Here is a 24,008-nt window from a genome sequence, read left to right on the forward strand (position 1 = left end):
TTACTTGGTGGCGGGGGGCCCGTCGCCGGGCACCCCCGCCTGTGGAGAGACGCTCGAGCGTCACTCCCCCGCGTTCTTCGCGATGATCTCCTCGGCGACCTTGGCCGGGACCTGGCTGTAGGTCTCGAAGGTCATCGAGTAGACCGCACGACCAGAGGTCTTCGACCGCAGGTCGCCGACGTAGCCGAACATCTCGGACAGCGGCACGCTCGCGCGGACCACCTTGACGCCCGAGGCGTCCTCCATCGAGGCGATCTGGCCACGACGGGAGTTCAGGTCACCGATGACGTCGCCCATGTACTCCTCAGGAGTACGGACCTCGACGGCCATGATCGGCTCGAGGATCGCCGGACCGGCCTTGCGGGCCGCTTCCTTGTAGGCGATCGAACCGGCGATCTTGAACGCCATCTCGGACGAGTCGACGTCGTGCGCCGCGCCGTCCTTGAGGGTGGCCTTCACGCCGACCGTCGGGTAGCCGGCGAGGATGCCGACCTGCATGGCGTCCTGGATACCGGCGTCGACCGACGGGATGTACTCGCGCGGGACACGGCCACCGGAGGTCGCGTTGACGAACTCGTAGACCTTCTCGCTCGTGACCTCCATCGGCTCGAGCGCGATCTGCACCTTGGCGAACTGGCCGGAACCACCGGTCTGCTTCTTGTGGGTGTAGTCGTAGCGCTCGACGACCTTCGTGAGGGTCTCGCGGTAGGCCACCTGGGGCTTGCCGACGCTCGCCTCGACGTGGAACTCGCGCTTCATGCGGTCGACGAGGATGTCGAGGTGGAGCTCGCCCATGCCCTTGATCGTCGTCTGACCGGTCTCGGCGTTGAGCTCGACGCGGAACGTCGGGTCCTCTTCGGCGAGCTTCTGGATGGCCGTGGAGAGCTTCTCCTGGTCGGCCTTCGTGTTCGGCTCGATCGCGACCTCGATGACCGGCTCCGGGAACGTCATCGACTCGAGGACGACCTGGTTGGTCGGGTCGCACAGGGTGTCACCGGTGGTGGTGTCCTTGAGGCCGATGACCGCGTAGATGTGGCCAGCGGTCACGTTGGCGACCGGGTTCTCCTTGTTGGAGTGCATCTGGAAGATCTTGCCGATGCGCTCCTTCTTGCCCTTGGTCGAGTTGATGACCTGTGCACCGGACTCGATCGAGCCGGAGTACACGCGGACGTAGGTGAGGCGACCGAAGAAGGGGTGCACCGCGACCTTGAACGCCAGGGCCGAGAACGGCTCCGACGCGTCGGGCTTGCGGATGATCTCCTTCTCCTCGTCCTTGACGTCGTGGCCGATCATCGGCGGCACGTCGAGCGGGGACGGGAGGTAGTCGATGACGGCGTCGAGCATCGGCTGGACACCGCGGTTCTTGAACGCGGAACCGCACAGCACCGGGTAGAGCGTACTGCTCACGGTGAGGGCGCGGATCGCGGCCTTGATCTCGGCGACCGAGAAGTCGGTGTCGCCCTCGAGGTAGCGCTCCATGAGGACGTCGTCCGCCTCGGCCACGCGCTCGATGAGCTTCTCGCGGTACTCGGCGGCGCGGTCCTGCAGGTCGGCCGGGATCTCCTCGATCTCGTACTTCGCACCCATCGCGACGTCACCCTTGGCGTCGCCGCGCCAGGTGAGTGCACGCATCTGGACGAGGTCGACGACGCCTTCGAACGAGCTCTCGGAACCGATCGGCAGCTGGAGCACGAGGGGCTCCGCGCCGAGGCGGTTGATGATCGTGTCGACGGTGTAGTAGAAGTCCGCGCCGAGCTTGTCCATCTTGTTGACGAAGCAGATGCGCGGGACGTTGTACTTGTCCGCCTGACGCCACACGGTCTCGGACTGGGGCTCGACGCCCTCCTTGCCGTCGAAGACGGCGACGGCACCGTCGAGGACGCGGAGCGAACGCTCCACCTCGACCGTGAAGTCCACGTGACCGGGGGTGTCGATGATGTTGATCTGGTTGTTGTCCCAGAAGCAGGTCGTCGCGGCCGACGTGATCGTGATGCCGCGCTCCTGCTCCTGCGCCATCCAGTCCATCGTGGCAGCGCCGTCGTGGACCTCACCGATCTTGTGCGTGATGCCCGTGTAGAACAGGATGCGCTCGGTCGTCGTGGTCTTGCCGGCATCGATGTGCGCCATGATGCCGATGTTGCGGACCTTGTTCAGGTCGGTGAGCACGTCCTGTGCCACAGGGTTCCTCCGGAAGAGTTGTAGGAGAGGTTGGCGGCCGTCCGGGCGCCGGGGTTCTCGACCACCGGTGCCCGGACGGTGCCGGGACTACCAGCGGTAGTGGGCGAAGGCCTTGTTCGACTCGGCCATCTTGTGCGTGTCCTCGCGGCGCTTGACCGCGGCACCGAGACCGTTCGACGCGTCGAGGATCTCGTTCATGAGACGCTCGGTCATCGTCTTCTCGCGACGGGCCTTGGCGTACGAGGTCAGCCAGCGGAGCGCGAGGGTGTTCGCGCGGTGCGGCTTGACCTCGACCGGGACCTGGTAGGTCGAGCCACCGACGCGGCGGCTGCGGACCTCGAGGGTCGGACGGACGTTGTCGAGCGCCTTCTTGAGCGTGACGACAGCATCCTGCTGGTTCTTGGCAGTGACGCCCTCGAGTGCACCGTAGACGATGCGCTCGGCGAGGCCCTTCTTGCCGTCGAGCAGGATCTTGTTGACGAGCTGGCTGACGATCGGCGCACCGTAGACCGGGTCGGCGACGACGGGACGCTTGGGGGCGGGACCCTTACGAGGCATCTAACTCAACCCTTCTTCGCGCCGTAGCGGCTGCGAGCCTGCTTACGGTTCTTCACGGCCTGGGTGTCCAGGGCGCCACGGATGATCTTGTACCGCACACCGGGGAGGTCCTTCACACGACCGCCACGGACGAGCACCATCGAGTGCTCCTGGAGGTTGTGGCCCTCACCGGGGATGTACGCCGTGACCTCGGTGCCGTTCGAGAGCTTCACACGAGCGACCTTGCGCAGTGCGGAGTTCGGCTTCTTCGGGGTGGTGGTGTAGACGCGGGTGCACACACCACGCTGCTGGGGGTTCGCCTTCAGGGCGGGCGCCTTGGTCTTGGTGACCTTCGGCGTACGACCCTTGCGAACCAGCTGCTGAATAGTAGGCAACTGTTCTCCTGGTTCTTCGCTCGTGCTCTCTGGCCGGCGCGATCCGCCGGCTTCCTCGTCCCACGCTGATGACCGCCTGACGGCGGAGGAACCTGCGGGGGACGGAGTGGTCCGGCTGGGCGATCTCGCTCGCCGGACTTTTCGGGCGCGCCCGAGGGCGCACACCCAGAAGAGACTACCCGCGTAACGGAACGAAATCAATCCGGGCCGGCACCACGCCGGACACCGTCATGAGCCGGTGTCCGAGGACCCGTTGCCGACCGCCGAGCGGAACGTCGCACCGGAGCTCGAGAACCCCGTGATGTACCCGCTCGCGTTGACGTTGAGCGGCCCGGCCGAAGCCGTCCCGGTACCGCCCGCGCCGGCGATGTCCGCCGTGAAGGTCGCCCGACCGAAGGTGGTGGTGGAGACCAGCCACCCGTTCGAGGTCCAGCTGCCGACGGCGACCGTGGGCCGTGACTCGAGCGTCCACTTCTCGTTCGTGTACGTGTACGCGGGGTTCTCGCCGTAGGCGTAGAAGCTGCACCCGGCCGGTGCGGCGTCGTTCGAGGCGATGCAGCCGTCGACCCATGCGTCCACGGCCCGCTTCGACGCCTGCTCCCCCGCGTTCGTGAGCGCCGCGGTCATCTGCACGGGCGTAGAGGTGCTGCCACCGAACCCGCCCACGACGGCGCTGCCACCAGTCGCCTTCGTCCACTTGCCACCGTCGTACGTGACCGCGTAGGTCCCGGGGAGCGCGCGGAGACCGACCGTGCCGTCCTTCGAGGTCTTCGTCGACGTCCCCGCGACCTGCACCGAGGCGCCTGACGGCCCCCGGACGCTGACGTCGACGCTGCCGAGCTCCGGCGCCTGCAGCTCCCACACCGGGAACACACCCCAGTCGGTGCCGGTCTTGTCGAGCGTGAAGGTCGCCGCGACGTCCCGGCCGGCCTGGCGCAGGTAGGCGCGGACGGTGGCGGTGTCGCCGTCCGTGCGCGTCGCAGCCACCCGGTAGCCGGTGACCTTCGCGGTCGCCTTCGCGTACGCGGCGTCGGTGAGGAGCACGTCGGCCTTCGTCCGGTCGATGCCCGCTGCGTCGAGGGCATCGGTGACCTTCCCCGCGGTCAGGTCGTCGAGGAACGCCCGCACGGGGCGGTCGGCCGAGTGGGTGGCCGAGCCGACCGAGAACCCGACGACGCCGGCGACGAGCAACAGCACGACCGCGGTGCTGCCGGCGATGATCCCGATCAGCTGGCCGCGGCGGAGCTTCCGGCGCGGACCGCGCGGCGCGGGCGTGGTGAACCCGGCGCCTGCCGGCCCCTCGTGCGTCCCACGGATCGACGCCACCGGCGGCACGGCTCCCCAGCCGCGCTGCTGGTCCGGATCCGGTGTGTGCTGGTCGCTCATGGTTCCCCCGTTGCGTGTGCGTCGTGCCCGGGCAGACTACCGCCCGGCGATGTCGTCGCCCGCGACCGTCGACTCCTGCCGCCGGTCTGCGTCAAGAGTGCGAGCCGTCGTCCGGGCCTGGTGCCGGGCCATGGAGATCCCGCCGATCACCGACAGGAGCGCCACCACGACGGACCCGACGACGAACGGGCCGAGCGCGTAGCCGGCCGGGAAGACGAGGAGTTCGGTCAGGTCGCGGCGGATCGCCGCGTACCCGACGGCGCCGACGCCGAGCATCACCAGGTAGGCGGTCGCGGCGGCGAGCAGGCCGGTGACGCCGGGGTTGCCCTCTCGCGCGCCGACCGCGGTCGCGAGGAACACCACCACGGCGGCGCCGATCACCATGGCCGGGCCGAGGTACGGGGTCGCGTCCGGCTGCGCGATCGCCTCGACGTCGGCGAGGAGCGCTTCGAACCCCGCGACGGCGACGACGAGCGCGATGAAGAGGACGGACGTCATCGTCGCGATCAACCACCGGGACATGAGGTGATCGTATCGCCGCCGGGGCGGTCAGCGGGTGGCTTCGGTCCGCTCCGGGTGGTCGGCGTGGTCCACCTGCTGCTGTGCTGCGGCGACGAGGGCGAGTGCGATCGTCGCGGTGATGATCGGGACGGTCTCGGTCATCGGAGCGGCCTGCGTCGTGCTGGCGGCCGGTGCGGCCTGGAGGCCCGGGGCTGCGTCCGCCTCGGAGGGCTCCTCCGACTCGTGGTCGCGCAGGGCGGGGCCGATGATCGGCAGGACCCCGGTGGTGGACGCCGGCTCGGCGTGCAGGACGGTCGCCTCGGAGACCGCCGGCTCGCCGCGCTTCGCCGCGCGACGGGCGCGTCCCATCTTCACCAGGACGTCCACGGCCACGATCGCCCAGATGCCGTTGACGATGGTCGACGGCACAGCGTGGTGTGCGGCCACGTTGACCGCGACGGCGAGGCCCCCGACGAGGTTGAAGAGCTGGTAGACCGGCCCGTTCGGGAGCTTCCCCGTGGAGAAGAGTATGTAACCTGCCAGCACGGTTACTGCACCGAACCAACCGAGGAATTCAACGATTCCGACCAACACGCGCGACTCCGGGCACGACGAGGAACGGCCGATTCGAGCCGACCGTTCGAGAGAGGATGAGCAGCCGCGATCACGGCCTCGTGAGCATCGTACGCAGGCCGACGGGTGTCGCGGAAGGGGGGTCGGCGTGGCGCGTCACACCCCAGTCCGCGGGGGTCGGGTCAGCCCTTCGCGGAGGTTGTCGCTGTGGTCGCGGCAGCCCCGTCTGCGGAACGATCGAGCACGTAGATCGATCCGCCGAAGGTCCACGAACTGCTGCTGCTGGCGGTTCCGTCCTCGCCGCTCTTCTCCGTCGAGGAGATCGTCGTGATGAGGAACAGCCGATCGCCTCCCTGTACTCCCTTGACGAACTGCAGCGCCTGGTCGAACGAGCCGTCGACCGCGACCGTCACGGGGATCACCGAGAAGTTCTGGCCGGTGACTGCTGCATCCGTGACGAGGCTGGGCGCCTCCGGAGCGGACGGTACCGCTTCGGCCGTCGACGACGGCGATGCCGAGGGTGTTGCGCCGGCCTGCCCAGCGGCCGTGGGCTCCGCCGCGACCGCGGGTGAGTACGCCGTCGCGTCGCTCGCCGTGAACGACGAAACCTGCATCCCGGAAGCGGCGGCGATCGTGTTGAGCTGATCGATGAACGCCGACAGCCGAGCCGTGTCCGGCACCGACGTCGCGCGGGTCGAGAGCTCGCGCTTCATGGCCGGCAAGTCCGCCGCCTGCTGACGCAAGCGTGCGAGTTCGCTCCGGCTGGTGTCGTTCGTCCGCTCGACGGCCGCCGTCTGGGTGTGCGCTGATGCCGTCTGTGCGAGCTGCGGCTGCACAGCGAGGAAGAACCCGCCGACGGCGACGACCGCCATCGCGAGGACGGCGAGCAAGAGACTCAGGCGGTTGCGCGACATGGTCAGTCCTTCTCCGCGTTCTTGGCGGCGTACCGACCGTCGAACGCCTTCTCGTCGAGGTGGATGGTCATGTTCACCGCGTACCCGCCGCCGTCCTGCGACCGGGCGACCGAGTTGGCGTTCGCATCGACGAACCCGTTGACCCCGCCGACGGCGGTCAGCCAGTCCGGGATCGAGGGCAGGGCGTCGCTCGTGGCGTCGAAGGTGAGCGTCGCGATGCGTTGCCCCTGCAGGGGGTCGTCCGACTGCGCGTACGCTTCCTCGGCGCCGGCGGAGTCGATCGTGAGTCCGGTGATCTGCACCCCGGCCGGCAGTCTCGACCGCACCGACGCAAGCGTCGTCGCCCAGTCGATCTCCGTCGATCCGCCGACCGTCTGCGCGCTCTGCAACAACGCGCTCTCGGATTCGGCCACACGGACGTCCCGGTACTGCCCCTGCTGCTTGGCGAGCGTCGCCGTTTCACTCTGGGCTGCGGCCAGGTCCTGCTCGGCGGACATGCGGTCCGCCATCGCCCAGGCAGTCGCCAGTCCGACTGCGACGGCGACGACCAGCACGCCCGCCCACGCACGCCGGATCGTGGCGCGCTGCCGCCGGCTGACGTGGACCTCGGTGGGGAGCAGGTCCACTCGCGGCGGTCCTCCGACCACCAGGACACGCGATTTCGCGCCGGCTCTCGCCGTGCGAGAGGTCGCCTCTGTGCTGCTGCCGGGAACCGCCTTGGCTGGCCGGCGTCGGGCGGTCGAACCGGTCTCGATCATCTTGGTCATGCTGCTCGGCCTCCGACCGCGAGGCTCCAGGCGACCGAGATGGAAGCCGACCGCTCACGGAGGAGTTCCGGGGTGATGCCCCGTGCCGTCCGAGCGGACACGAACGGGTCCCCGACGGCGACCGGCAAGCCGGAGTAGTCACCGAGACTCTCCCGGAAGCCGGGGAGTGCCGCACCGCCACCGACGAGCACGATGCCCCGCACGACATCGGCTGGTCGAGTGTTGGCGTAGTAGGTCACCGTGTTCCGGACGCTGGTGAGCAGTTCACCGACCGTCTCACGCGTCACCGCCACGGCACGGGCGTCGTCCGGCGTCTGCGCTCGTCCGACCAGACCGAAGTGCCGCTTGATCGCCTCGGCTTCGGTGAGGGAGACGTCGAGCCGGGTGGCGATCGTCTTGGTCACGTGATCGCCACCCGTCGGGATGATGCGCACGAACGTGGGGACCCCGTCGTTGGCGATCACGACCGACGTCGTGTTGCCACCGCAGTCGACGATCGCGACCGTCCCGGCGCCGGCGACCCGGGGCGCCAGGACCCGTGACAAGGCGAACGGGATCAGATCGACACCCACCGGGCGCAGTCCGGCCAGCTCCGCAGCGCGCACGTTCGCGAGGACCGCGTCCTTGATCGCAGCGACGAGCAAACCGTTCACGACCGGTCCGGACTCCCCGACGCTCTCGGACACCGGGTAGAAGTCGAGGATCGCGTCCACGACCGGAACGGGGAGCATGTCCTGGACCTGGAAGGGGAGCGACTCGCGGATCTGCGCGAGCGGCGCCTTCGGCACGGTGAGGTCACGCGAGAGGACGCGCTGGTTTCCCATGCCCAGGACGACGTCCTTGGTTCGGAAGCGGCCGATCGACCAGAGTTCGCGGAATGCCGCCGCGACCGTGTTCGCTTCGAGGACCTCGCCCTGCTTCGTCGCATCCTTCGGTACCGGGACCTCAGCGACGCGCACGATCGTCGGGTTCGCCTTCTCGGCGTCGGCGACCTCGACTGCGCGGATCGACTCGGCGCCGATGTCGATGCCGACGATGTTCTTCGTCATATCGTGTTCCTTCCGGTCGAGCCGGGCTCTGGGGGGTGTCAGCCCGGTTCGTCAGGCGAGACCGAGGAGTCGGAGGTAGGCGTTCCAGATCAGGACCCCGGAGAACGCGCCCACCCACGCGCCGAGGAGCATCCACGGGCCGAACGGGATCCCCGTCGAGCGACCCGCACGCCTGGTCAGGAGGAGGACGATCCCGAAGGTACCGCCGAGGAGGAACGCTCCGAAAGCACCCACAGCGAGGGGTCCCCATCCGAGGTACGCGAGTAGGAGTCCCAGTGCACCGGCGAGCTTCACGTCCCCGAACCCCATCCCCCGTGGTGCCGCGATCGCGAGGACCAGGTAGACGCCACCGAGGATCACGAGACCGAGCAGACCCCGGAGCATGGCACCCCAGTCGCCGGTGAGGACACTCGAAGCGGCCAGGAGCCCGACGAGCACCGGGTACATCGGCAGGACGATCCTGTTGGGCAACGTGTGCGTGTCGATGTCGATGAGCGCCAACGCGACGCTCACCGCCATGACGAAGAGCAGGGCGACGAGCAGGACCGTCTGACCCGCGACAACCGCACCGGGTGAGCCGTCCTGTGGCAGGAACCGGAACACCACCGCGATGAACAACACCCCGGTCGAGGCCTCGACGATCGGGTACCGGACGGAGATCGGTTCGGCGCAGTCACGGCACCGGCCCCGGAGGACCAACCAGGACACCAACGGAACGTTGTCGAAGCCCCGGATCGCGCGCCCGCACTTCGGACACGCGGATGCGGGGGCGACGACGGACATCCCGGCCGGGACCCGATGGACGACCACGTTGAGGAACGAACCGACGGCGAGCCCGAACACCGCTCCGAACGCAGCGACGAACGCCGCGAGGGTCGAGACGGCGCTGGTCACGAGATTGGCGCTCCGTTCCGGTCGTACGCCGTCTTCGATTCGACCTGGGTGGCCACTCGGTACGTCGTCACGGTCGGCTGCGGGAACTTCGGCGGCGTGTAGGTCGCCAAGCTCGAGTCGAACGTGTACGCCTTCGTGTAGCCCTGCCCGCTCGCCAGACCGACCGCACCGCGGAAGTTCTGCGCGATCGACCCGCTGACCGTGAGGGTCCCCCGGCCGTTCGACGAACCCCGTGTCCAGTTCTGCACGACGAACGTGCCGGTGTTCGAGAGGATCGCTGCGTCGATCTCGCGATCGTTCGACAGGATCGCAGCGTTGTTCGTGTTGATCGGGTTCCACACCCAGACCGCACGCTGACCGATCAGCCCGAGGACCGTGGACGCGGACCGCGTCGCCGGGTACCGGATGTCGCCGGTGACGTAGAGGTAGTTCTCGGCGGCGATGGTGACCGCCTTGTCGACCGTGCCCTGCACGAACGCGTCACCGCGATCGCAGCCGTACGGCGCCGTCACCGAGGTGCCACCGCCAGCGGTGGGATCTGTCTCGGAGTTGTTCGCCGAGGAACCGACGAAGGGGAAACCGACACCGTTCGGCTTCAGGGTGGTCGCGGTGCTCGCGTCCGAGGTCGAATCACACGCTGTCGCGACGTTCTTGAGGGTGGCGTTGCCCTTCCAGTAGTTCGGGTCCGGCGTCGTCCCGGCCGCACGTGCGCTCGGCTCGTTCTGCACGAAGATCAGGTTGTTCTTCGGGATCGTGACTCGGGCCCCGCTGGCGCTCCGGAGGTCGGTGGGAGCCCCGCACTTGGCCGCGGCTGCCGACGTGTCACTGTTCACGCCGGTGATCTGCGCCCCCGGTGTCGCGGTCGCTCCGGTGACCTGCGTCGCGATCGTCATCGGCGAGCGCACCGTCATCGTGCCGTCACCGTTGAACGTGATCTTCGTCGGCCCGGTGTAGATGCAGCCGGCTCCCTCGACGGTGCTGGTGGTCGAGGGCAGATCGGAGCGCGTGTAGTCGCGCAGGTCACCGATCGTGGCCGGCGGGGTCAACGTCGAGGACGTCGTCGGGTTCGAGGCGTACCGCCCGAGCGTGCACCCGCTGCTGCTCACGCCGTAGACGCTCTGGACCGTGCTCTTGAACTGCGCGCCGCACACCTTGAGTTGATCGTTCGACCGCACCGGCCCCTCGAGCACGTCACCGCCGCCGAACTGGATCTGGTCGCAGGTCGCCGAGGTCGCGACCGGTCGGTACACCGAGGTGCACGGCAGCGTCCCGACGCCCTTCTCGTTCGTGACGGTCGGGTCGCCGGACTCGAAGTTGGTGAAGTAGAGGTAGTTCGAGAACCCGTCCGGCCGCACGTTTGCGACGACGGTCCTGGTCGTCGTGCCGGAACGCCCGGTCGACTGCACCCGGATCACGCCCTGCGATGAGAGCTTGCTGTTGTCGACGGCGTACCGGAACGACGAGTCGCTGGCGGAGCCGTCGCCGGTGGGGACGGACACCCACTGCTGACCGGACTGGTAGTTGAACGCCGCGTTGTCGCCGGTGCCCTTGCTGAAGGTGCTGTTCGACGCGGCGCTGAACGGTGCGCTCGACTGCCCGTAGTTGCCGTAGGTGTTGTCGGCGTTGAGCCGCGACTGGTAATCGGCGACCCCGGCGTAGGCCGCCGCGATGGCTCGGTTCCAGGATCGGTCCGTCGCGGTGACCTTCGCGCCCGACGTCGCGATCGCGACCATCGTCGCGACCAGGATCATCACGACCATGCCGATGCCCACGACGGCAACGAGGGCGACACCACGTTCGTCGTCCCGGGAACGGATGACGTGGAGGAGTCGGATCACGAGGAGGCTCCCATCACGATGTTCGGCATGCTGGCCCTGTTGGTCAGGGTCACGGCGTTCGGGTCCGTGGTGCTCGACCCGACGGTCAGCGTCACGCTGACCGATCGGATGTTCGGCAGGTCCGTCACCGAGACCGGTGACGTCAGCGTTCCGAGCACGTTGTTCGACGCATCGGTGAACGAGAACGCGACGCCGTTCACCGCGGAGGACACCAGCGTGCGCTTCGACGTGGGAGTCGACGTCAGCGTGGCACCGAGGGCCAGCGGGAACGAGAAGTACGAGGAGTTGCCGGAGACGGCGCTACCCTTCCACGTCGTCTCCGTGATCCGCTTCGTGACCGGATCGAGCGTCAGCTGGACCTGGACCGGCTGGGAGAGTGTCGAGTCGAGGTTCACGTACGCGAAGAAGCGGATCGACGTCGCGCTGGCGTACTGGAAGGCGAACTGCGAGTCGTCGCCGGTCGGCACCGGGTTGTCGGTCGCCGCCCGGAGCATGCGGCCCATCTCGTTCATGGCAGTCGACGCAGCTCGGGTGTTCTGACTGATCGAGCTCGCCGTCACGGAGGCCTTCTGGGACGCGACCAGGAACGAGCCCGCGATCGTCAGTACGAGGAGCGAAAGGCTCATGCCCACGATGAGCTCGACGAGCGTGATACCCCGTTGGTCGGTGCGGGCGCGGTCGAGGACTTGGCGGATCCGGCCGATCACGAGGTCGGCACCGTTCGGGGGTCGAGCGTCACGATGTTGCCGCTCGAGGAGACCTTGAGGTTCGTCACGTTCGGGTTCGAGGCGATGGTCTGCGTGTTGCTGCTCAGCACGCCACCGAGTACGGTCGTGCCGCGCAGCGTCCACGTGCCGAACGGCAGTGCGATCGTCGTCGCGGCCGAGGGCGTCATGCCGGTGAAGGTGTACGTCGTCGACGGTGCGCACCCGGGATCGCCGTTGGTCACGGCTGCCGTGTTCTTGACCGTCGCGACGAGGACGGTGTCGACGCCGCCCATCTTCACGTCGAACACCCCCATGGGAGCGCGCGCGGTCGCGGTGAGCGCGGTCGTCGGGTTGTACCCGGGCGTCGAGCCGTCGACCCCGTTGAAGATGTTCGGTGACGTCGTCAGGTTGCTCGCCGTGGGCCATGCCGTTGGGTCGACGTCCTTGCACGTCGAGGTGTAGGCGCCAGCGATCGCGGTCCACTGGTACGGGAAGAGCACGGTTGTCGTGGTGGTGAACGTCTTCACCGTGTCGTTGTAGCGGTAGGTGATCGGGAGCGACGTCGGCAGCTTCGCGGTGACACCGTCCTTGAGGTTCAGCGGGGCGCCGGCCGTGACGGTGATCGCCTGGTCGTAGAGGAAGGTCGCGTTGCCGACGCCACCGGCGGTGGTCGCCACCGACGACGACGGAGCGGTCGTACCGTCCTTGTCGATGTTCCCGGCCTTGGCGATCGTCACCTTGTAGGTTCCCGGGGTGACGCCGACCGCGTAGCTGCACCCGTTCGTGTCGGTCACCGCCGGCGGGTTCGACAAGCCGGTCGCGCCGCCGGACACGGGCGTGATCGTCACGGCGACGCCGGGGTTCGGTCCGCCCGTCGCGGTCTGGACCCCGACGACGATCGTGGACGCGCTCGCGCTCGACACCGCAGCGGAAGGGGAGATCAGGGTGTCGAGCACGACGTTCTTCTGTCGCGGCGAGGTACCGCTCGTCCAGGAGACGGTGATCGACACGCGCTTGTAGGCGAGGACCCCCGAGCCGGCGCCGCACGAGTTGTCGGAGCCGTCTGAGTTGATCCAGTTGGTGGTCTGCTTGATCGTGTACGCCTGGTTGCCGATCGACTGCCGCGTCGTGTCGTCGTCGAGCGTGAAGACGTCCTTCGTGCTGCGTGCCGCGTCGAGCGCCTGGTTCGCCAGGTTGAGCGCAGCTTCGCGCGAACGGTTGTCCTGCGTGAGGTAGAGCGTGGAGACGATGCCCGCTGCGACACCCGCGGCGATCATCGCGAAGACGGTCATCGCAACCATCACCTCGATGATCGAGAAGCCCTCGTCGGACTCACGAGCCGCCCGGAGGCGGTCGACGATGCGCAGCAACACGTTCTGCCTCTCTGTCAGATCAATGGCTGTGACAACGGGCCGTGACGGTCGTCACGGCCCGTTGTCGGGGAGGGTCAGCAGGAGTCGCCGGTGACGACACCCGAGCTGTCGGAAGCGCAGAACTTGCCAGTGGTGGAGCTGACACCGACCACCTTGAAGGTCGGGGCCGCGGCGGAGCCACCGGTCGTGTAGACGATCGAGGTCGTGTTCCCGCTGAGGCTGGCACCGTTGGACTTCAGAGCATCGGTCAGCGCGGCCGAGGCGCTGTACGTACCAGCGGCAGGAAGGGAACCCGTCGACGACTGGATCGCCACCACCGCAGTCTTGAAGTTCGACACATCCGACTTTGCGCTGGAGTCCTTCGCGTTGTTCTGCACGCCCAGGTACACCGGGATGGCGATCGCGGCGAGGATGCCGATGATGATCACGACGACGAGGAGCTCGATGAGCGTGAAGCCCTTCTCGTTCTCTTCGAGAAGACCCTTGCGGCGAGCGTTCAGCTTGCCCATGAGAGCGAAGTACATGGTGTTTCCATTCTTTCGGGAATGTGATGGGGAAAGTGTCCGGCACTTGCTCGGCCGCCGGTGACGAGCGTATTCACGCGAGGTTCGGTGCAGAATCCCGAGAACGGGGGTGATCGGGGGTGCGAAATACCCCCAGTACCGGGGGTGGAACAGCACGGGCCACCCCCGTCAGAGGGTGGCCCGTGCTGTCGGATCGTTACTTGACGAGCGACGAGATCTGGAAGATCGGCAGGTACAGGGCGACGATCATGCCGCCGACCACCACCCCGAGGAACCCGATGAGCAGCGGTTCGATCAACGAGGTCAGCGCTTCTGTCGATGCCTCGACCTCGTTGTCGTAGAAGACCGCGATCCGCTCGAGCATCAATTCCATCGAACCAGCGTCCTCACCGACGGCGATCATCTGCGTCACCATCGTCGGGAACACTGATTCCCGCTCGAGCGGGGCGGCGATTGATTCCCCTTTTCGAACCGCTTCAGAAACGCGTCCCAACGCCTGCTCGACGACGAAGTTGTTCGACACCTGTCCGGCGATCTGCAATGCCTCGAGAATGGGGACGCCAGCTCCGATCATGTTCGACAGGTTGCGCGCGAACCGGGCCATCACGATCTTGCGGTTGAGTTGCCCGAACACCGGAAGGCGCATCCGGAGCGGATCGATCACCCGACGCACACGGTCGGTGTTCTTGTTCGCGCGCCACCAGAACCAGCCGACGACCACGGCGACCGCGAGGACCGGCCCGACGTACACCATCGCCTGCGACAGGTAGACGAGCATCAGCGTCGGCAACGGGAGCTGCCCGCCGAGCGACTCGAACATGCCTTGGAAGATCGGCACGATGAACACGAGCATGATGACGACCGCGGCCAGCGACATGCACAGCACGACCACCGGGTAGGTCATCGCCGACTTGATGGTCGAGCGGAGCTTGTGCTCCTTCTCGAAGTTCGTGGCGATGGAGTCCATGGCCTGGTCGAGGAACCCGCCGGTCTCGCCCGCGCGGATCATGTTGATCATGATCGGCGGGAAGTCCACCGGGTACTTCGCCACGGCGTCGGAGAACGAGACGCCCCGCTCGACGTCGTCACGGACCTTGCCGAGGATGTCCTTGAGCTTCTTGTTCTCGGTCTGGTCGGCCAGGATCGACAGCGCCCGGAGCAGGGAGAGGCCCGAGGTGAGCATCGTCGAGGCCTGCCGCGACATGATCGCCAGGTCCTTGAGGCCGACACCCTTCTCGAACCCGGGGATCTTGATCTCGGTCTGCAGCCCCGTGCCGGCCTTGGACTCGGTGATCGCGATCGGCGAGACGCCCATGCCCCGCAGCCGCTGGACGACAGCGCCCTCGGACGAGGCGTCGAGGCGCCCCTTGACGAGCTTGCCGGCACCGTCGCGCCCGCGGTAGTCGAATGCGAGTGACATCAGTGGCCTCCGGAGAACTTGTCGCCGAAGTCGATCCCGCTGGCGGCGATCGCGGCTGCCGATGAGTCGGACGGGGACTCGACGCGCTGCACCAGCCGGCCGAAGCCCTCTTCGTCGTGCACCTTCTCCATCGCGGCCTTGCGTGAGATCGTGCCGACGTTGACCAGTTCGGCGAGGTCCTGGTCCATGGTGTGCATGCCGAGGTCACGCCCGGCCTGCATGGCCGAGGTGATCTGGTAGGTCTTGCCCTCGCGGATCAGGTTGCCGATGGCGGGGGTGATCGTCATGATCTCGGTGGCGACGACGCGACCGACGCCGTTCGCCTTCGGCACCAGCGTCTGGCAGACGACGCCCTGCAGGGTCGCCGCGAGCTGCGTGCGGATCTGGCCCTGCTGGTGCGGCGGGAAGACGTCGATGACACGGTCGATGGTGCCGGGGGCGCTCTGCGTGTGCAGGGTGGCGAACACCAGGTGACCGGTCTCGGCGGCGGTGAGCGCGACGGAGATGGTCTCGAGGTCGCGGAGCTCGCCGATCAGGATGACGTCGGGGTCCTGGCGGAGCACGTGCTTGAGCGCGGCGGCGAAGGAGTGCGTGTCGGCGCCGACCTCGCGCTGGTTGATGATCGCCCGCTTGTGCTCGTGCATGAACTCGATCGGGTCCTCGACCGTCACGATGTGGTCGGCACGGCTCTCGTTCACCAGGTCGATCAGGGCGGCGAGGGTCGTGGACTTGCCGGAGCCGGTGGGGCCGGTGACCAGGACGAGTCCGCGGGGCAGGCCGGCGAAGTCGCCGACGTGCTCGGGGATGCCGAGCTGCTTGAGCGTCTTGATCTTCGTGGGGATGATGCGGAAGGCCGCGCCCCAGTTGCCGCGCTGCTGGTAGAAGTTCACGCGGAAGCGGTACTCCGGCGACAGCGAGTACGCGAAGTCGAGTTCCTGCTCCTCGTCGAACTGGCCGGCCTGCTCGACCGACAGCAGCGTCTTGAGGGCCGCGATGACCTTGCCGCGCGACCACGCGCCGCCGGGCACCGCGGGACGGAGCGAGCCGTCGACGCGGACGGTGGGCGGGGCGTCCGCGGTGACGTGCAGGTCGGAGGCGCCCTGGTAGACGACCTGCGCGAGCGCGGTGATGAGGTCGGGATCGGCGACCTCACGGGCGTGACGGGCGAAGTCTATGTCGCCGCCGAGCGTGGCGGTCGGTGCGGGCGCAACCGGAGCGACGGGCAGCTGCTGCGTCGGGGCCTCGGTGTATCCGTACGTCGCGGTCGACGACGGCACCGCGGCGGGCGGCGTCGCCGGGGTGGCGAGCGGCTGGGCGACAGGCACGGCGACGGGCGAGCCGGACGGTGCCGGCCATGCAGCGGTGTCGTCGCCGAGGTCGTAGACCTGCTCCGGCGGCGCCGCCGCGGCGGCAGCGGCCAGGCGTGCTGCGCGCCGGGAGCCCACCTCGGTGCCGGGGTTGCCCGGGTGCCAGCCGGCGACGGGCTCGTCGCCGGGGATCGTGATGTCGTACACGGAGTCGGTCATCTGCTGCGCTCTCTCGTGCCTACGCGACCACGCGCAGGATCTCGTCGACGCTCGTGAGACCGAGCTTGACCTTCTCGAAGCCGTCCTGGCGGAGCGTGAGCATCCCCTGCGCCTGGGCGACACGGCTGATCTCAGCGCTCGAGGCACGCGAGACGGCGAGGCGCTCGATCTCCTCGGTGACGGTCATGACCTCGTGCAGGGCGATGCGGCCGCGGTACCCGGTGTTCGAGCAGACCGCGCAGCCGATGGGGGCGAAGAACGCCGGGACCTCGTCGCCGGGGCGCAGGAACCCGAGCGCGCGGAGCTGCTCGGCCTCGTACACGGCGGGCGCCTTGCACCGGTCGCACAGCCGTCGCGCCAGACGCTGGGCGACGACGGAGTCGAGGGCGGAACCGACCAGGAAGGGCTCGATGTCCATCTCGGTGAGACGGGTCACCGCCGACGGGGCGTCGTTCGTGTGCAGCGTGGAGAGCACGAGGTGACCGGTGAGGGATGCCTCGATGGCGATCTGGGCGGTCTCGTGGTCGCGGATCTCGCCGAGCAGGACGACGTCGGGGTCGGACCGCAGGATCGAGCGCAGTGCGGACGCGAACGTCAGTCCGGCCTTCGGGTTGACCTGCACCTGGTTGATGCCGGCCATCCGGTACTCGACCGGGTCCTCGACGGTGATGACGTTGATCTCCGGCTTGGCGACGGCGTTCAGCGTCGTGTAGAGGGTCGTGGACTTGCCTGAGCCGGTGGGCCCGGTGACCAGGATCATGCCGTAGGGCTTCGAGTACGACCGCTGGTACGCCTGGAAGTTCTGCTCGAGGAGGTTGAGGTCCTTGAGGGTCAACGACGTGTTCGTGTTGTCGAGGATCCGCATGACGACCTTCTCGCCCCACACGGTGGGCAGCGTCGCCACGCGGAGGTCGATCTGGCGGCCGCCGTGACGGACCGACATGCGGCCGTCCTGTGGCTTGCGACGTTCGGCGATGTCGATGTCGCTCATGATCTTCAGACGGCTGATGACGCCGTTCTGGATGTTCTTCGGTGCCGGGGCCATCTCGTGCAGCACGCCGTCGATGCGGTACCGGATCCGGACCTCGTGCTCGCCGGGCTCGATGTGGATGTCCGAGGCGTGGTCCTGGATGGCCTGCGACACGAGCAGGTTGACGAAGCGGACGATCGGGACGTCGTCGAGGGCGCCGTCGGCCAGGTCGACCTGGGCCGACGAGCTGACGGCGGCTTCTTCCTCGAGCGACGAGGTCAGGTCGTTGAGTTCGTCGTCGGCACGCAGGTAGCGGTCGAGCGCGGTGAGCAGGTCGCGCTCGTCGACCTGGAGCGGCTTGATCGGTCGGCCGGACGCGGCGCGTGCGTCGTCGATCGCCAGCACGTTGGTCGGGTTGACCATCGCGAGGATGAGCAGCTCGCCCTCGAAGCCGACGCCGAGGACGCCGTGCCGGCGGCAGAGCGCCGCGGGCAGGATCGAGACCGCCGTGCCGTCGACCGGGTAGTCGGTGAGCGGGACGGTGCGGGAGTTGTTCGAGGCCGCCCGGGCGGTGATGAACTGCGCCTCGCTCACGACGCCCTGGTCGACCAGGCCGCGGATGGCGCGCTCGTCGAGGTCCTCGTCGCCCGTCATCGAGTCGAGGTGCTCGATCGGCAGAGCGCCGTTCAGGATGAGGATCTCGGACAGGGTCGCCATGAGTCCTGTGCCTCCTTGGACTCGCGCGCGGCGAGACGTGGTCGGGATGCGCACCACCAGGGATGTGGCGCTCGACCACGCTACTTCTGCGACAGTCGTCGGCCGCAGTCCCAGAAGGAGGGGGCGGAGGGGGTCTGGATGCACCCAGAACTGGGGTCCAGGAGCCCCGCCACGACGGTCAGAGCGACGTCGACGCCGTGACGTGGACCTCGCCGGCGACGAAGCCGAGTCGTTCGTAGATGCGACCGGCTCCGCTCGGGTTCTCGGCGTCGACGTGCAGCACCGCCGCGGACAGGCCGTCGGCACGGATCGCCAGCAGGGTCGCGTCGAGGACGATCGGCGCGAGCCCCGTCCCCCGTGCGGCACGGACGACACCGACCCAGTGCACGTACCCGTACGAGTGGCCCCGCGCGGCGAACCCGTCGGGCTCGACCTCGACGATCGTGAACGCGAGGACGGTGCCGTCAGCGCCCACGACGACCCGCGACAGGTCCAGCCGGCTCTTGTCCGAGGTGAGGAACCCCCGCCAGTCCGACGCGACCATCGGCTGGGAACCCCAGTGGTCGCGGAAGGCGTCGTTCTTGGCCGACCGGAGCGGTTCGATGTCGTCCACCGTGACGGGCCGCAGGACGAGTCCGTCCGGCAGCGTGGGGACCGCCTCGGAGTCCCGCCCCCGGTCGTCGAACACGACCTGCATGTCGAGCCAGGTGCGCACCGGTGCGAAGCCGAAGTGTGCCGCCAGCCGGAGCGCCGAGGACCCCTGCCGCCCACCGACGTCGAGCGTGGCCGGCAGGTCGACGTCGAGCGTCGCCAGGCGCTGCCGGGCACGGCCGACCTGCCACGCGAGCACCCGTCGTCCGATCCCCCGCCCGCGCAGGTCGGGGTGGACCGTCCCCTCGAGCACCGCACGCGCGGCGGTGACCCGGGAGGGGACGTCGATGACGATGCCGTAGGCCTGCACATGCCCTCCAGCATCGACGCCCACCACGGTGTCCCGGGCGACGTCCGACCCTTCGGTGGACAACGACCGTTCGAGGTCGGCTGTGGAGGGCCGAGCGTGCGGGTCGTCGACCGCGGCCGACGCGACCGCGACGGCGTGCATCGCCCCGACGTCGTCGAGCGCGCCGGCACGGAACGTCAGCCCGCCGACCGCCGTGGGGAACGAGAGGTGTGCCGGGGCCGTGATCCGTTCGCGCAGGGTCGCCATCCCTCCACCCTGCCAGTTCCGCCGCGCAGCGAGAGACCGCGGGAAGACCCTCGACGAGCGGGCCCGACCGGGACCATGATGAGACATGGAGATCACGAGCGTGACCGTGGGGCTGCCCGTCACCGACATCGAGGCGTCCTGCCTCTGGTACGGCGCCGTGTTCGAGCGCGCCGAACCGGACCTCGAACCCGAGGACGGTGTCGCCGAGTACGAGGTCGGCGGGATCTGGATCCAGCTCTACGAGGACGACTCCGCCGAGGAGAACCCCGTGAGCGTTCGGTTCGGCGTCGACGACGTCGGCGCACAGCACGCCCGCATCGGCGCCCTCGGCATCGACATCGGCCCCGTCGAGTGCGTCGACGGCGCCGTGGACTGGTTCGACGTCCGCGACCCCGACGGCAACGTCCTCAGCCTGTTCTCCCTGGTCGACGAGACCGGTCGCGGATCGGGACGCGACAACGGCGCGGACCGCGCGCTCTAGACGGCACCGCGCACCGGCCGGGAGGCCCTTGGCGGCCTGGCACCGGGCCTCCCGTCCGCCCCGTCGTCGCGATCGCGGGCCGAGAACGGGAACGGCCCCCGCATCCGAGGATGCGGGGGCCGTTCCGGTGGAGCTCAGGATCAGTTGTAGGTCCCGGGCGTGAAGTCGTCCGACGAGAAGCTGTCGAAGTCGACGAAGCTCAGGTCGGCGTCCGAGAACGACGAGTCGTCCGCGAAGATGCGGTTGGGGTACCGCTCCGCCTTCGCTTCTTCCGTCGCGTTCACGTCCACGTCGCGGTACCGGCTGAGGCCCGTCCCGGCGGGGATGAGCTTACCGATGATGACGTTCTCCTTGAGGCCGACGAGGTGGTCCTGCTTGCCCTCCATGGCCGCCTGCGTGAGCACGCGGGTGGTCTCCTGGAAGGAAGCGGCGGACAGCCACGACTCGGTCGCGAGGGACGCCTTCGTGATGCCCATGACCTCCTGGCGAGCCGAGGCGGTCTTGCGACCCTCCTGCAGCGCCGCACGGTTCAGCGCGTTGTAGCGCGACCGGTCGACGAGCTCACCCGGCAGCAGGTCGGTGTCGCCGTGGTCGACGACGGTGACCTTGCGGAGCATCTGACGGACGATGACCTCGATGTGCTTGTCGTGGATCGGCACACCCTGCGAGCCGTAGACGTCCTGCACACCGTTGACCAGGTGCTTCTGGACCTCTCGGACACCCTTGACCCGGAGGACTTCCTTCGGGTCGACGGTGCCGGCGATGAACTGCTCGCCGAGCTCGACGTGCTGGTTGTCCTCGATGAGGAGCGTCGCACGCTTGAGCACCGGGTAGATGAACGGCTCGTCACCGTTGTCCGGCGTGAGGATGATCCGACGGCCCTTGTCCGTGTCCTCGACGACGACGCGGCCGGGGGCCTCGGCGATCGGGGACGCGCCCTTCGGGGTACGGGCCTCGAAGAGCTCCGTGACACGCGGCAGACCCTGGGTGATGTCGTCGGCCGAGGCCGAACCACCCGTGTGGAAGGTGCGCATCGTCAGCTGGGTACCGGGCTCACCGATGGACTGGGCGGCGATGATGCCGACCGCCTCACCGATGTCGACCAGGTTGCCCGTGGCGAGCGAACGGCCGTAGCACTTCGCGCAGACACCGACGGCCGACTCGCAGGTCAGGACCGAGCGCACCTTGATGCTCTCGACACCGGCAGCGAGCAGCTTGTCGATGAGGACGTCACCGACGTCCTCGCCAGCCTCGGCGACGACCGTGCCCTTCGCGTCCACGGCCTCGGTGGCCAGGGTGCGCGAGTAGACGGTGTTCTCGACGCGCGGGTCGCGGACCAGCTTGCCGTCGGCGTCCACGGTCGCGATCGGCAGCTCGAGGCCACGGGTCGTGCCGCAGTCGTCCTCGCGGATGATGACGTCCTGCGAGACGTCCACGAGACGACGGGTGAGGTACCCGGAGTCCGCGGTACGGAGCGCGGTGTCGGCAAGGCCCTTGCGAGCACCGTGCGTGGCGATGAAGTACTCCGCCACGGTCAGGCCCTCGCGGTACGAGTTGATGATCGGGCGGGCGATGATCTCGCCCTTCGGGTTGTTCACCAGACCACGCATACCCGCGATGTTGCGGACCTGCAGCCAGTTACCACGAGCACCCGACGACACCATGCGGTTGATCGTGTTGTCGACGGGGAAGTTGTCCCGCATCTCCTGCGCGATCTCGTTGGTGGCCTCGGTCCAGATCTTGATCAGGTCGGCACGACGCTCGGAGTCGGTGATCAGACCCTTGTCGAACTCGCCCTGCACCTTGGCGGCCTGGACCTCGTAGCCCGCGATGATCTCCTTCTTGCGAGGAGGCGTCACGACGTCCGACAGGGCGACGGTCACACCGGAGCGGGTGCCCCAGTAGAAGCCGGCGTCCTTGATCCGGTCCAGCGCAGCGGCCGTCTCGGTCTTGGAGTAGCGCTCGGCGAGGTCGTTGACGATCGCGGAGAGCACACCCTTGTCGGTGACCTTCTGGACGAACGGGTAGTTCGCCGGGAGGGTCTCGTTGAAGAGCGCACGGCCCAGGGTCGTCTCGAGCAGCACGGTGTCGCCCTGCTCGTAGCCCTCGGGTGCTTCACCCTCGGCGAAGTGGACACCCGACATGCGGATCTTCGCCATCGCGTTGAGGTGCAGCGTGTGCTGGTCGTTGGCCAGGATCGCCTCGGCGACCGAGGAGAACGCACGGCCTTCGCCGACGGCGCCCTCGCGGACGGTCGTCAGGTGGTGCAGACCGATGATCATGTCCTGTGCGGGCAGGGTCACCGGACGGCCGTCGGACGGCTTCAGGATGTTGTTCGAGGCGAGCATCAGGATGCGGGCCTCGGCCTGGGCCTCGACCGACAGCGGCAGGTGCACGGCCATCTGGTCACCGTCGAAGTCCGCGTTGAACGCGGCACACACGAGCGGGTGGAGCTGGATGGCCTTGCCCTCGACGAGCTGCGGCTCGAACGCCTGGATGCCCAGACGGTGCAGCGTCGGCGCACGGTTCAGCAGCACGGGGCGCTCACGGATGATCTCCTCGAGCACGTCCCACACCTGCGGACGCGAACGCTCGACCATGCGCTTGGCCGACTTGATGTTCTGCGCGTGCGACAGGTCGATCAGGCGCTTGATCACGAACGGCTTGAAGAGCTCGAGCGCCATCTGCTTGGGCAGACCGCACTGGTGCAGCTTCAGCTGCGGGCCGACGATGATGACCGAACGGCCCGAGTAGTCGACGCGCTTGCCGAGCAGGTTCTGGCGGAAACGACCCTGCTTGCCCTTGAGCATGTCGCTCAGGGACTTCAGGGCGCGGTTGCCGGTACCCGTGACCGGACGTCCACGACGACCGTTGTCGAACAACGCGTCGACGGCTTCCTGCAGCATGCGCTTCTCGTTGTTCACGATGATCTCGGGGGCACCGAGGTCGAGCAGGCGGCGGAGACGGTTGTTGCGGTTGATCACACGACGGTAGAGGTCGTTGAGGTCCGACGTGGCGAAACGGCCACCGTCGAGCTGCACCATCGGGCGCAGCTCCGGCGGGATGACCGGCACGACGCCGAGCACCATCGCTGCCGGCGAGTTGCCGGTGGCGAGGAAGGAGCTGACGACGCGCAGACGCTTGATCGCGCGGATCTTCTTCTGGCCCTTGCCCTCGGCGATCTGCAGGCGCAGCGCCTCGGCCTCGGCGGCCAGGTCGAACGCCTCGAGCCGGAGCTTGATCGCCTCGGCACCCATGTAGGCGTCGAAGTAGATCCCGAACCGGTCCTGGAGCTCGTGGAAGACGGCGTCCTCGGGCTTGAGGTCGCCCACCTTGAGGTTGCGGAAGTCCTCCCACACACGCTCGAGACGGGTGATGTCCTCGTCGAACGACTTGCGGACCTGGGACATCTCCTTCTCGGCGGTGTCCTTGGTGCGGCGCTTGACGTCGGCCTTCGCACCCTCTTCCTCAAGGGCGGCGAGGTCGTCCTCGAGCTTCTTGAGGCGGTCGGCGATGATCGAGTCGCGCTGGCCCTCGAGGGTCTTGATCTCGAGACGCATCTCGTTCTCGAGACCCGGCATGTCCGCGTGACGGCCCTCTTCATCGATGTCGATGATCATGTACGCCGCGAAGTAGATGACCTTCTCGAGGTCCTTCGGCGCCATGTCGAGGAGGTACCCGAGGCGCGACGGGACGCCCTTGAAGTACCAGATGTGCGTGACGGGGGCAGCGAGCTCGATGTGGCCCATGCGCTCACGACGGACCGAGGACTTGGTGACCTCGACGCCGCAGCGCTCGCAGACGATGCCCTTGAACCGGACACGCTTGTACTTGCCGCAGGCGCACTCCCAGTCGCGGGAAGGACCGAAGATCTGCTCGCCGAACAGACCGTCCTTCTCGGGCTTCAGGGTGCGGTAGTTGATGGTCTCCGGCTTCTTGACCTCGCCGTACGACCACTGACGGATGTCCTCGGCGGTCGCGAGGCCGATCCGAATGGCGTCAAAGGAAGTTGCTTCGAGCAATGTTCTTCTCTCTTGCTTGATTCAGGCTT

The 24,008-nt window shown here is 68.0% G+C and carries 20 protein-coding genes; 1 reads left to right on the top strand and 19 read right to left on the bottom strand.

The window, feature by feature from the left end:
- Window positions 1-60: 60 nt before the first annotated feature.
- The 18 genes from fusA to KZI27_RS19000 all read right to left on the bottom strand — a co-directional run bounded on the left by fusA (window position 61) and on the right by KZI27_RS19000 (window position 19,476).
- Window positions 61-2,178, bottom strand: a complete 2,118-nt coding sequence (gene fusA, locus KZI27_RS18915; protein ID WP_222658798.1) for an elongation factor G — start codon at window positions 2,176-2,178, stop codon at window positions 61-63.
- Between the two features lie 87 nt (window positions 2,179-2,265).
- Entirely contained in the window at window positions 2,266-2,736 is a 471-nt protein-coding gene (gene rpsG, locus KZI27_RS18920) for a 30S ribosomal protein S7 (RefSeq protein WP_055950927.1), read from the bottom strand.
- A gap of 5 nt (window positions 2,737-2,741) precedes the next feature.
- The gene (rpsL, locus tag KZI27_RS18925; protein WP_017885540.1) at window positions 2,742-3,110 is read right to left on the bottom strand and encodes a 30S ribosomal protein S12; all 369 of its coding nucleotides are present in this window, start codon (window positions 3,108-3,110) and stop codon (window positions 2,742-2,744) included.
- A gap of 228 nt (window positions 3,111-3,338) precedes the next feature.
- Window positions 3,339-4,496 (bottom strand): hypothetical protein, encoded by a 1,158-nt coding sequence (locus KZI27_RS18930; RefSeq protein WP_222658799.1) that lies wholly within the window; start codon window positions 4,494-4,496, stop codon window positions 3,339-3,341.
- 36 nt (window positions 4,497-4,532) lie between these two features.
- Window positions 4,533-5,018 (bottom strand): DUF6121 family protein, encoded by a 486-nt coding sequence (locus KZI27_RS18935; RefSeq protein WP_222658800.1) that lies wholly within the window; start codon window positions 5,016-5,018, stop codon window positions 4,533-4,535.
- Between the two features lie 27 nt (window positions 5,019-5,045).
- Window positions 5,046-5,591, bottom strand: coding sequence for a CBU_0592 family membrane protein (locus KZI27_RS18940; protein WP_410004015.1), 546 nt, complete (start codon window positions 5,589-5,591; stop codon window positions 5,046-5,048).
- Window positions 5,592-5,752: 161 nt separating this feature from the next.
- A complete protein-coding gene (locus KZI27_RS18945; RefSeq protein WP_222658802.1) occupies window positions 5,753-6,484 on the bottom strand; it encodes a hypothetical protein in 732 nt (243 codons plus the stop codon).
- A 2-nt stretch (window positions 6,485-6,486) separates the two neighbouring features.
- The gene (locus tag KZI27_RS18950; protein WP_222658803.1) at window positions 6,487-7,110 is read right to left on the bottom strand and encodes a hypothetical protein; all 624 of its coding nucleotides are present in this window, start codon (window positions 7,108-7,110) and stop codon (window positions 6,487-6,489) included.
- A gap of 137 nt (window positions 7,111-7,247) precedes the next feature.
- A complete protein-coding gene (pilM, locus tag KZI27_RS18955; RefSeq protein WP_222658804.1) occupies window positions 7,248-8,300 on the bottom strand; it encodes a type IV pilus assembly protein PilM in 1,053 nt (350 codons plus the stop codon).
- 51 nt (window positions 8,301-8,351) lie between these two features.
- Window positions 8,352-9,194, bottom strand: coding sequence for a prepilin peptidase (locus tag KZI27_RS18960; protein ID WP_261783980.1), 843 nt, complete (start codon window positions 9,192-9,194; stop codon window positions 8,352-8,354).
- Window positions 9,191-11,032, bottom strand: coding sequence for a hypothetical protein (locus tag KZI27_RS18965; RefSeq protein ID WP_222658805.1), 1,842 nt, complete (start codon window positions 11,030-11,032; stop codon window positions 9,191-9,193). Before KZI27_RS18965 ends, KZI27_RS18960 begins: the two co-directional genes overlap by 4 nt.
- Window positions 11,029-11,739 (bottom strand): type II secretion system protein J, encoded by a 711-nt coding sequence (locus KZI27_RS18970; protein ID WP_222658806.1) that lies wholly within the window; start codon window positions 11,737-11,739, stop codon window positions 11,029-11,031. The genes KZI27_RS18965 and KZI27_RS18970 overlap by 4 nt, the downstream gene beginning before the upstream one ends.
- Window positions 11,736-13,112: a prepilin-type N-terminal cleavage/methylation domain-containing protein gene (locus tag KZI27_RS18975; protein ID WP_222658807.1), complete on the bottom strand. Its 1,377-nt coding sequence runs from the start codon at window positions 13,110-13,112 to the stop codon at window positions 11,736-11,738. The genes KZI27_RS18970 and KZI27_RS18975 overlap by 4 nt, the downstream gene beginning before the upstream one ends.
- A 74-nt stretch (window positions 13,113-13,186) precedes the next feature.
- Complete coding sequence (locus KZI27_RS20395) at window positions 13,187-13,636, bottom strand: type II secretion system protein (RefSeq protein WP_315971203.1); 450 nt, start codon at window positions 13,634-13,636, stop codon at window positions 13,187-13,189.
- A 196-nt stretch (window positions 13,637-13,832) separates the two neighbouring features.
- A complete protein-coding gene (locus tag KZI27_RS18985) occupies window positions 13,833-15,056 on the bottom strand; it encodes a type II secretion system F family protein (RefSeq protein WP_222658808.1) in 1,224 nt (407 codons plus the stop codon).
- Window positions 15,056-16,582, bottom strand: coding sequence for a PilT/PilU family type 4a pilus ATPase (locus KZI27_RS18990; RefSeq protein ID WP_222658809.1), 1,527 nt, complete (start codon window positions 16,580-16,582; stop codon window positions 15,056-15,058). Before KZI27_RS18990 ends, KZI27_RS18985 begins: the two co-directional genes overlap by 1 nt.
- 19 nt (window positions 16,583-16,601) lie before the next feature.
- Entirely contained in the window at window positions 16,602-18,269 is a 1,668-nt protein-coding gene (locus KZI27_RS18995; RefSeq protein ID WP_222658810.1) for a GspE/PulE family protein, read from the bottom strand.
- A gap of 178 nt (window positions 18,270-18,447) precedes the next feature.
- Window positions 18,448-19,476 (bottom strand): GNAT family N-acetyltransferase, encoded by a 1,029-nt coding sequence (locus tag KZI27_RS19000; RefSeq protein WP_222658811.1) that lies wholly within the window; start codon window positions 19,474-19,476, stop codon window positions 18,448-18,450.
- Window positions 19,477-19,561: 85 nt separating this feature from the next.
- Here KZI27_RS19000 and KZI27_RS19005 point away from each other — a divergent pair, with 85 nt between their 5' ends.
- Window positions 19,562-19,957, top strand: a complete 396-nt coding sequence (locus tag KZI27_RS19005) for a VOC family protein (RefSeq protein ID WP_222658812.1) — start codon at window positions 19,562-19,564, stop codon at window positions 19,955-19,957.
- A 140-nt stretch (window positions 19,958-20,097) separates the two neighbouring features.
- Here the strand turns inward: KZI27_RS19005 and rpoC are convergent, their stop codons facing one another.
- Window positions 20,098-23,979, bottom strand: a complete 3,882-nt coding sequence (gene rpoC, locus KZI27_RS19010) for a DNA-directed RNA polymerase subunit beta' (protein ID WP_123311697.1) — start codon at window positions 23,977-23,979, stop codon at window positions 20,098-20,100.
- Window positions 23,980-24,008 lie beyond the last annotated feature (29 nt).

It is taken from the genome of Curtobacterium sp. TC1, from assembly GCF_019844075.1.
Lineage (GTDB): Bacteria > Actinomycetota > Actinomycetes > Actinomycetales > Microbacteriaceae > Curtobacterium.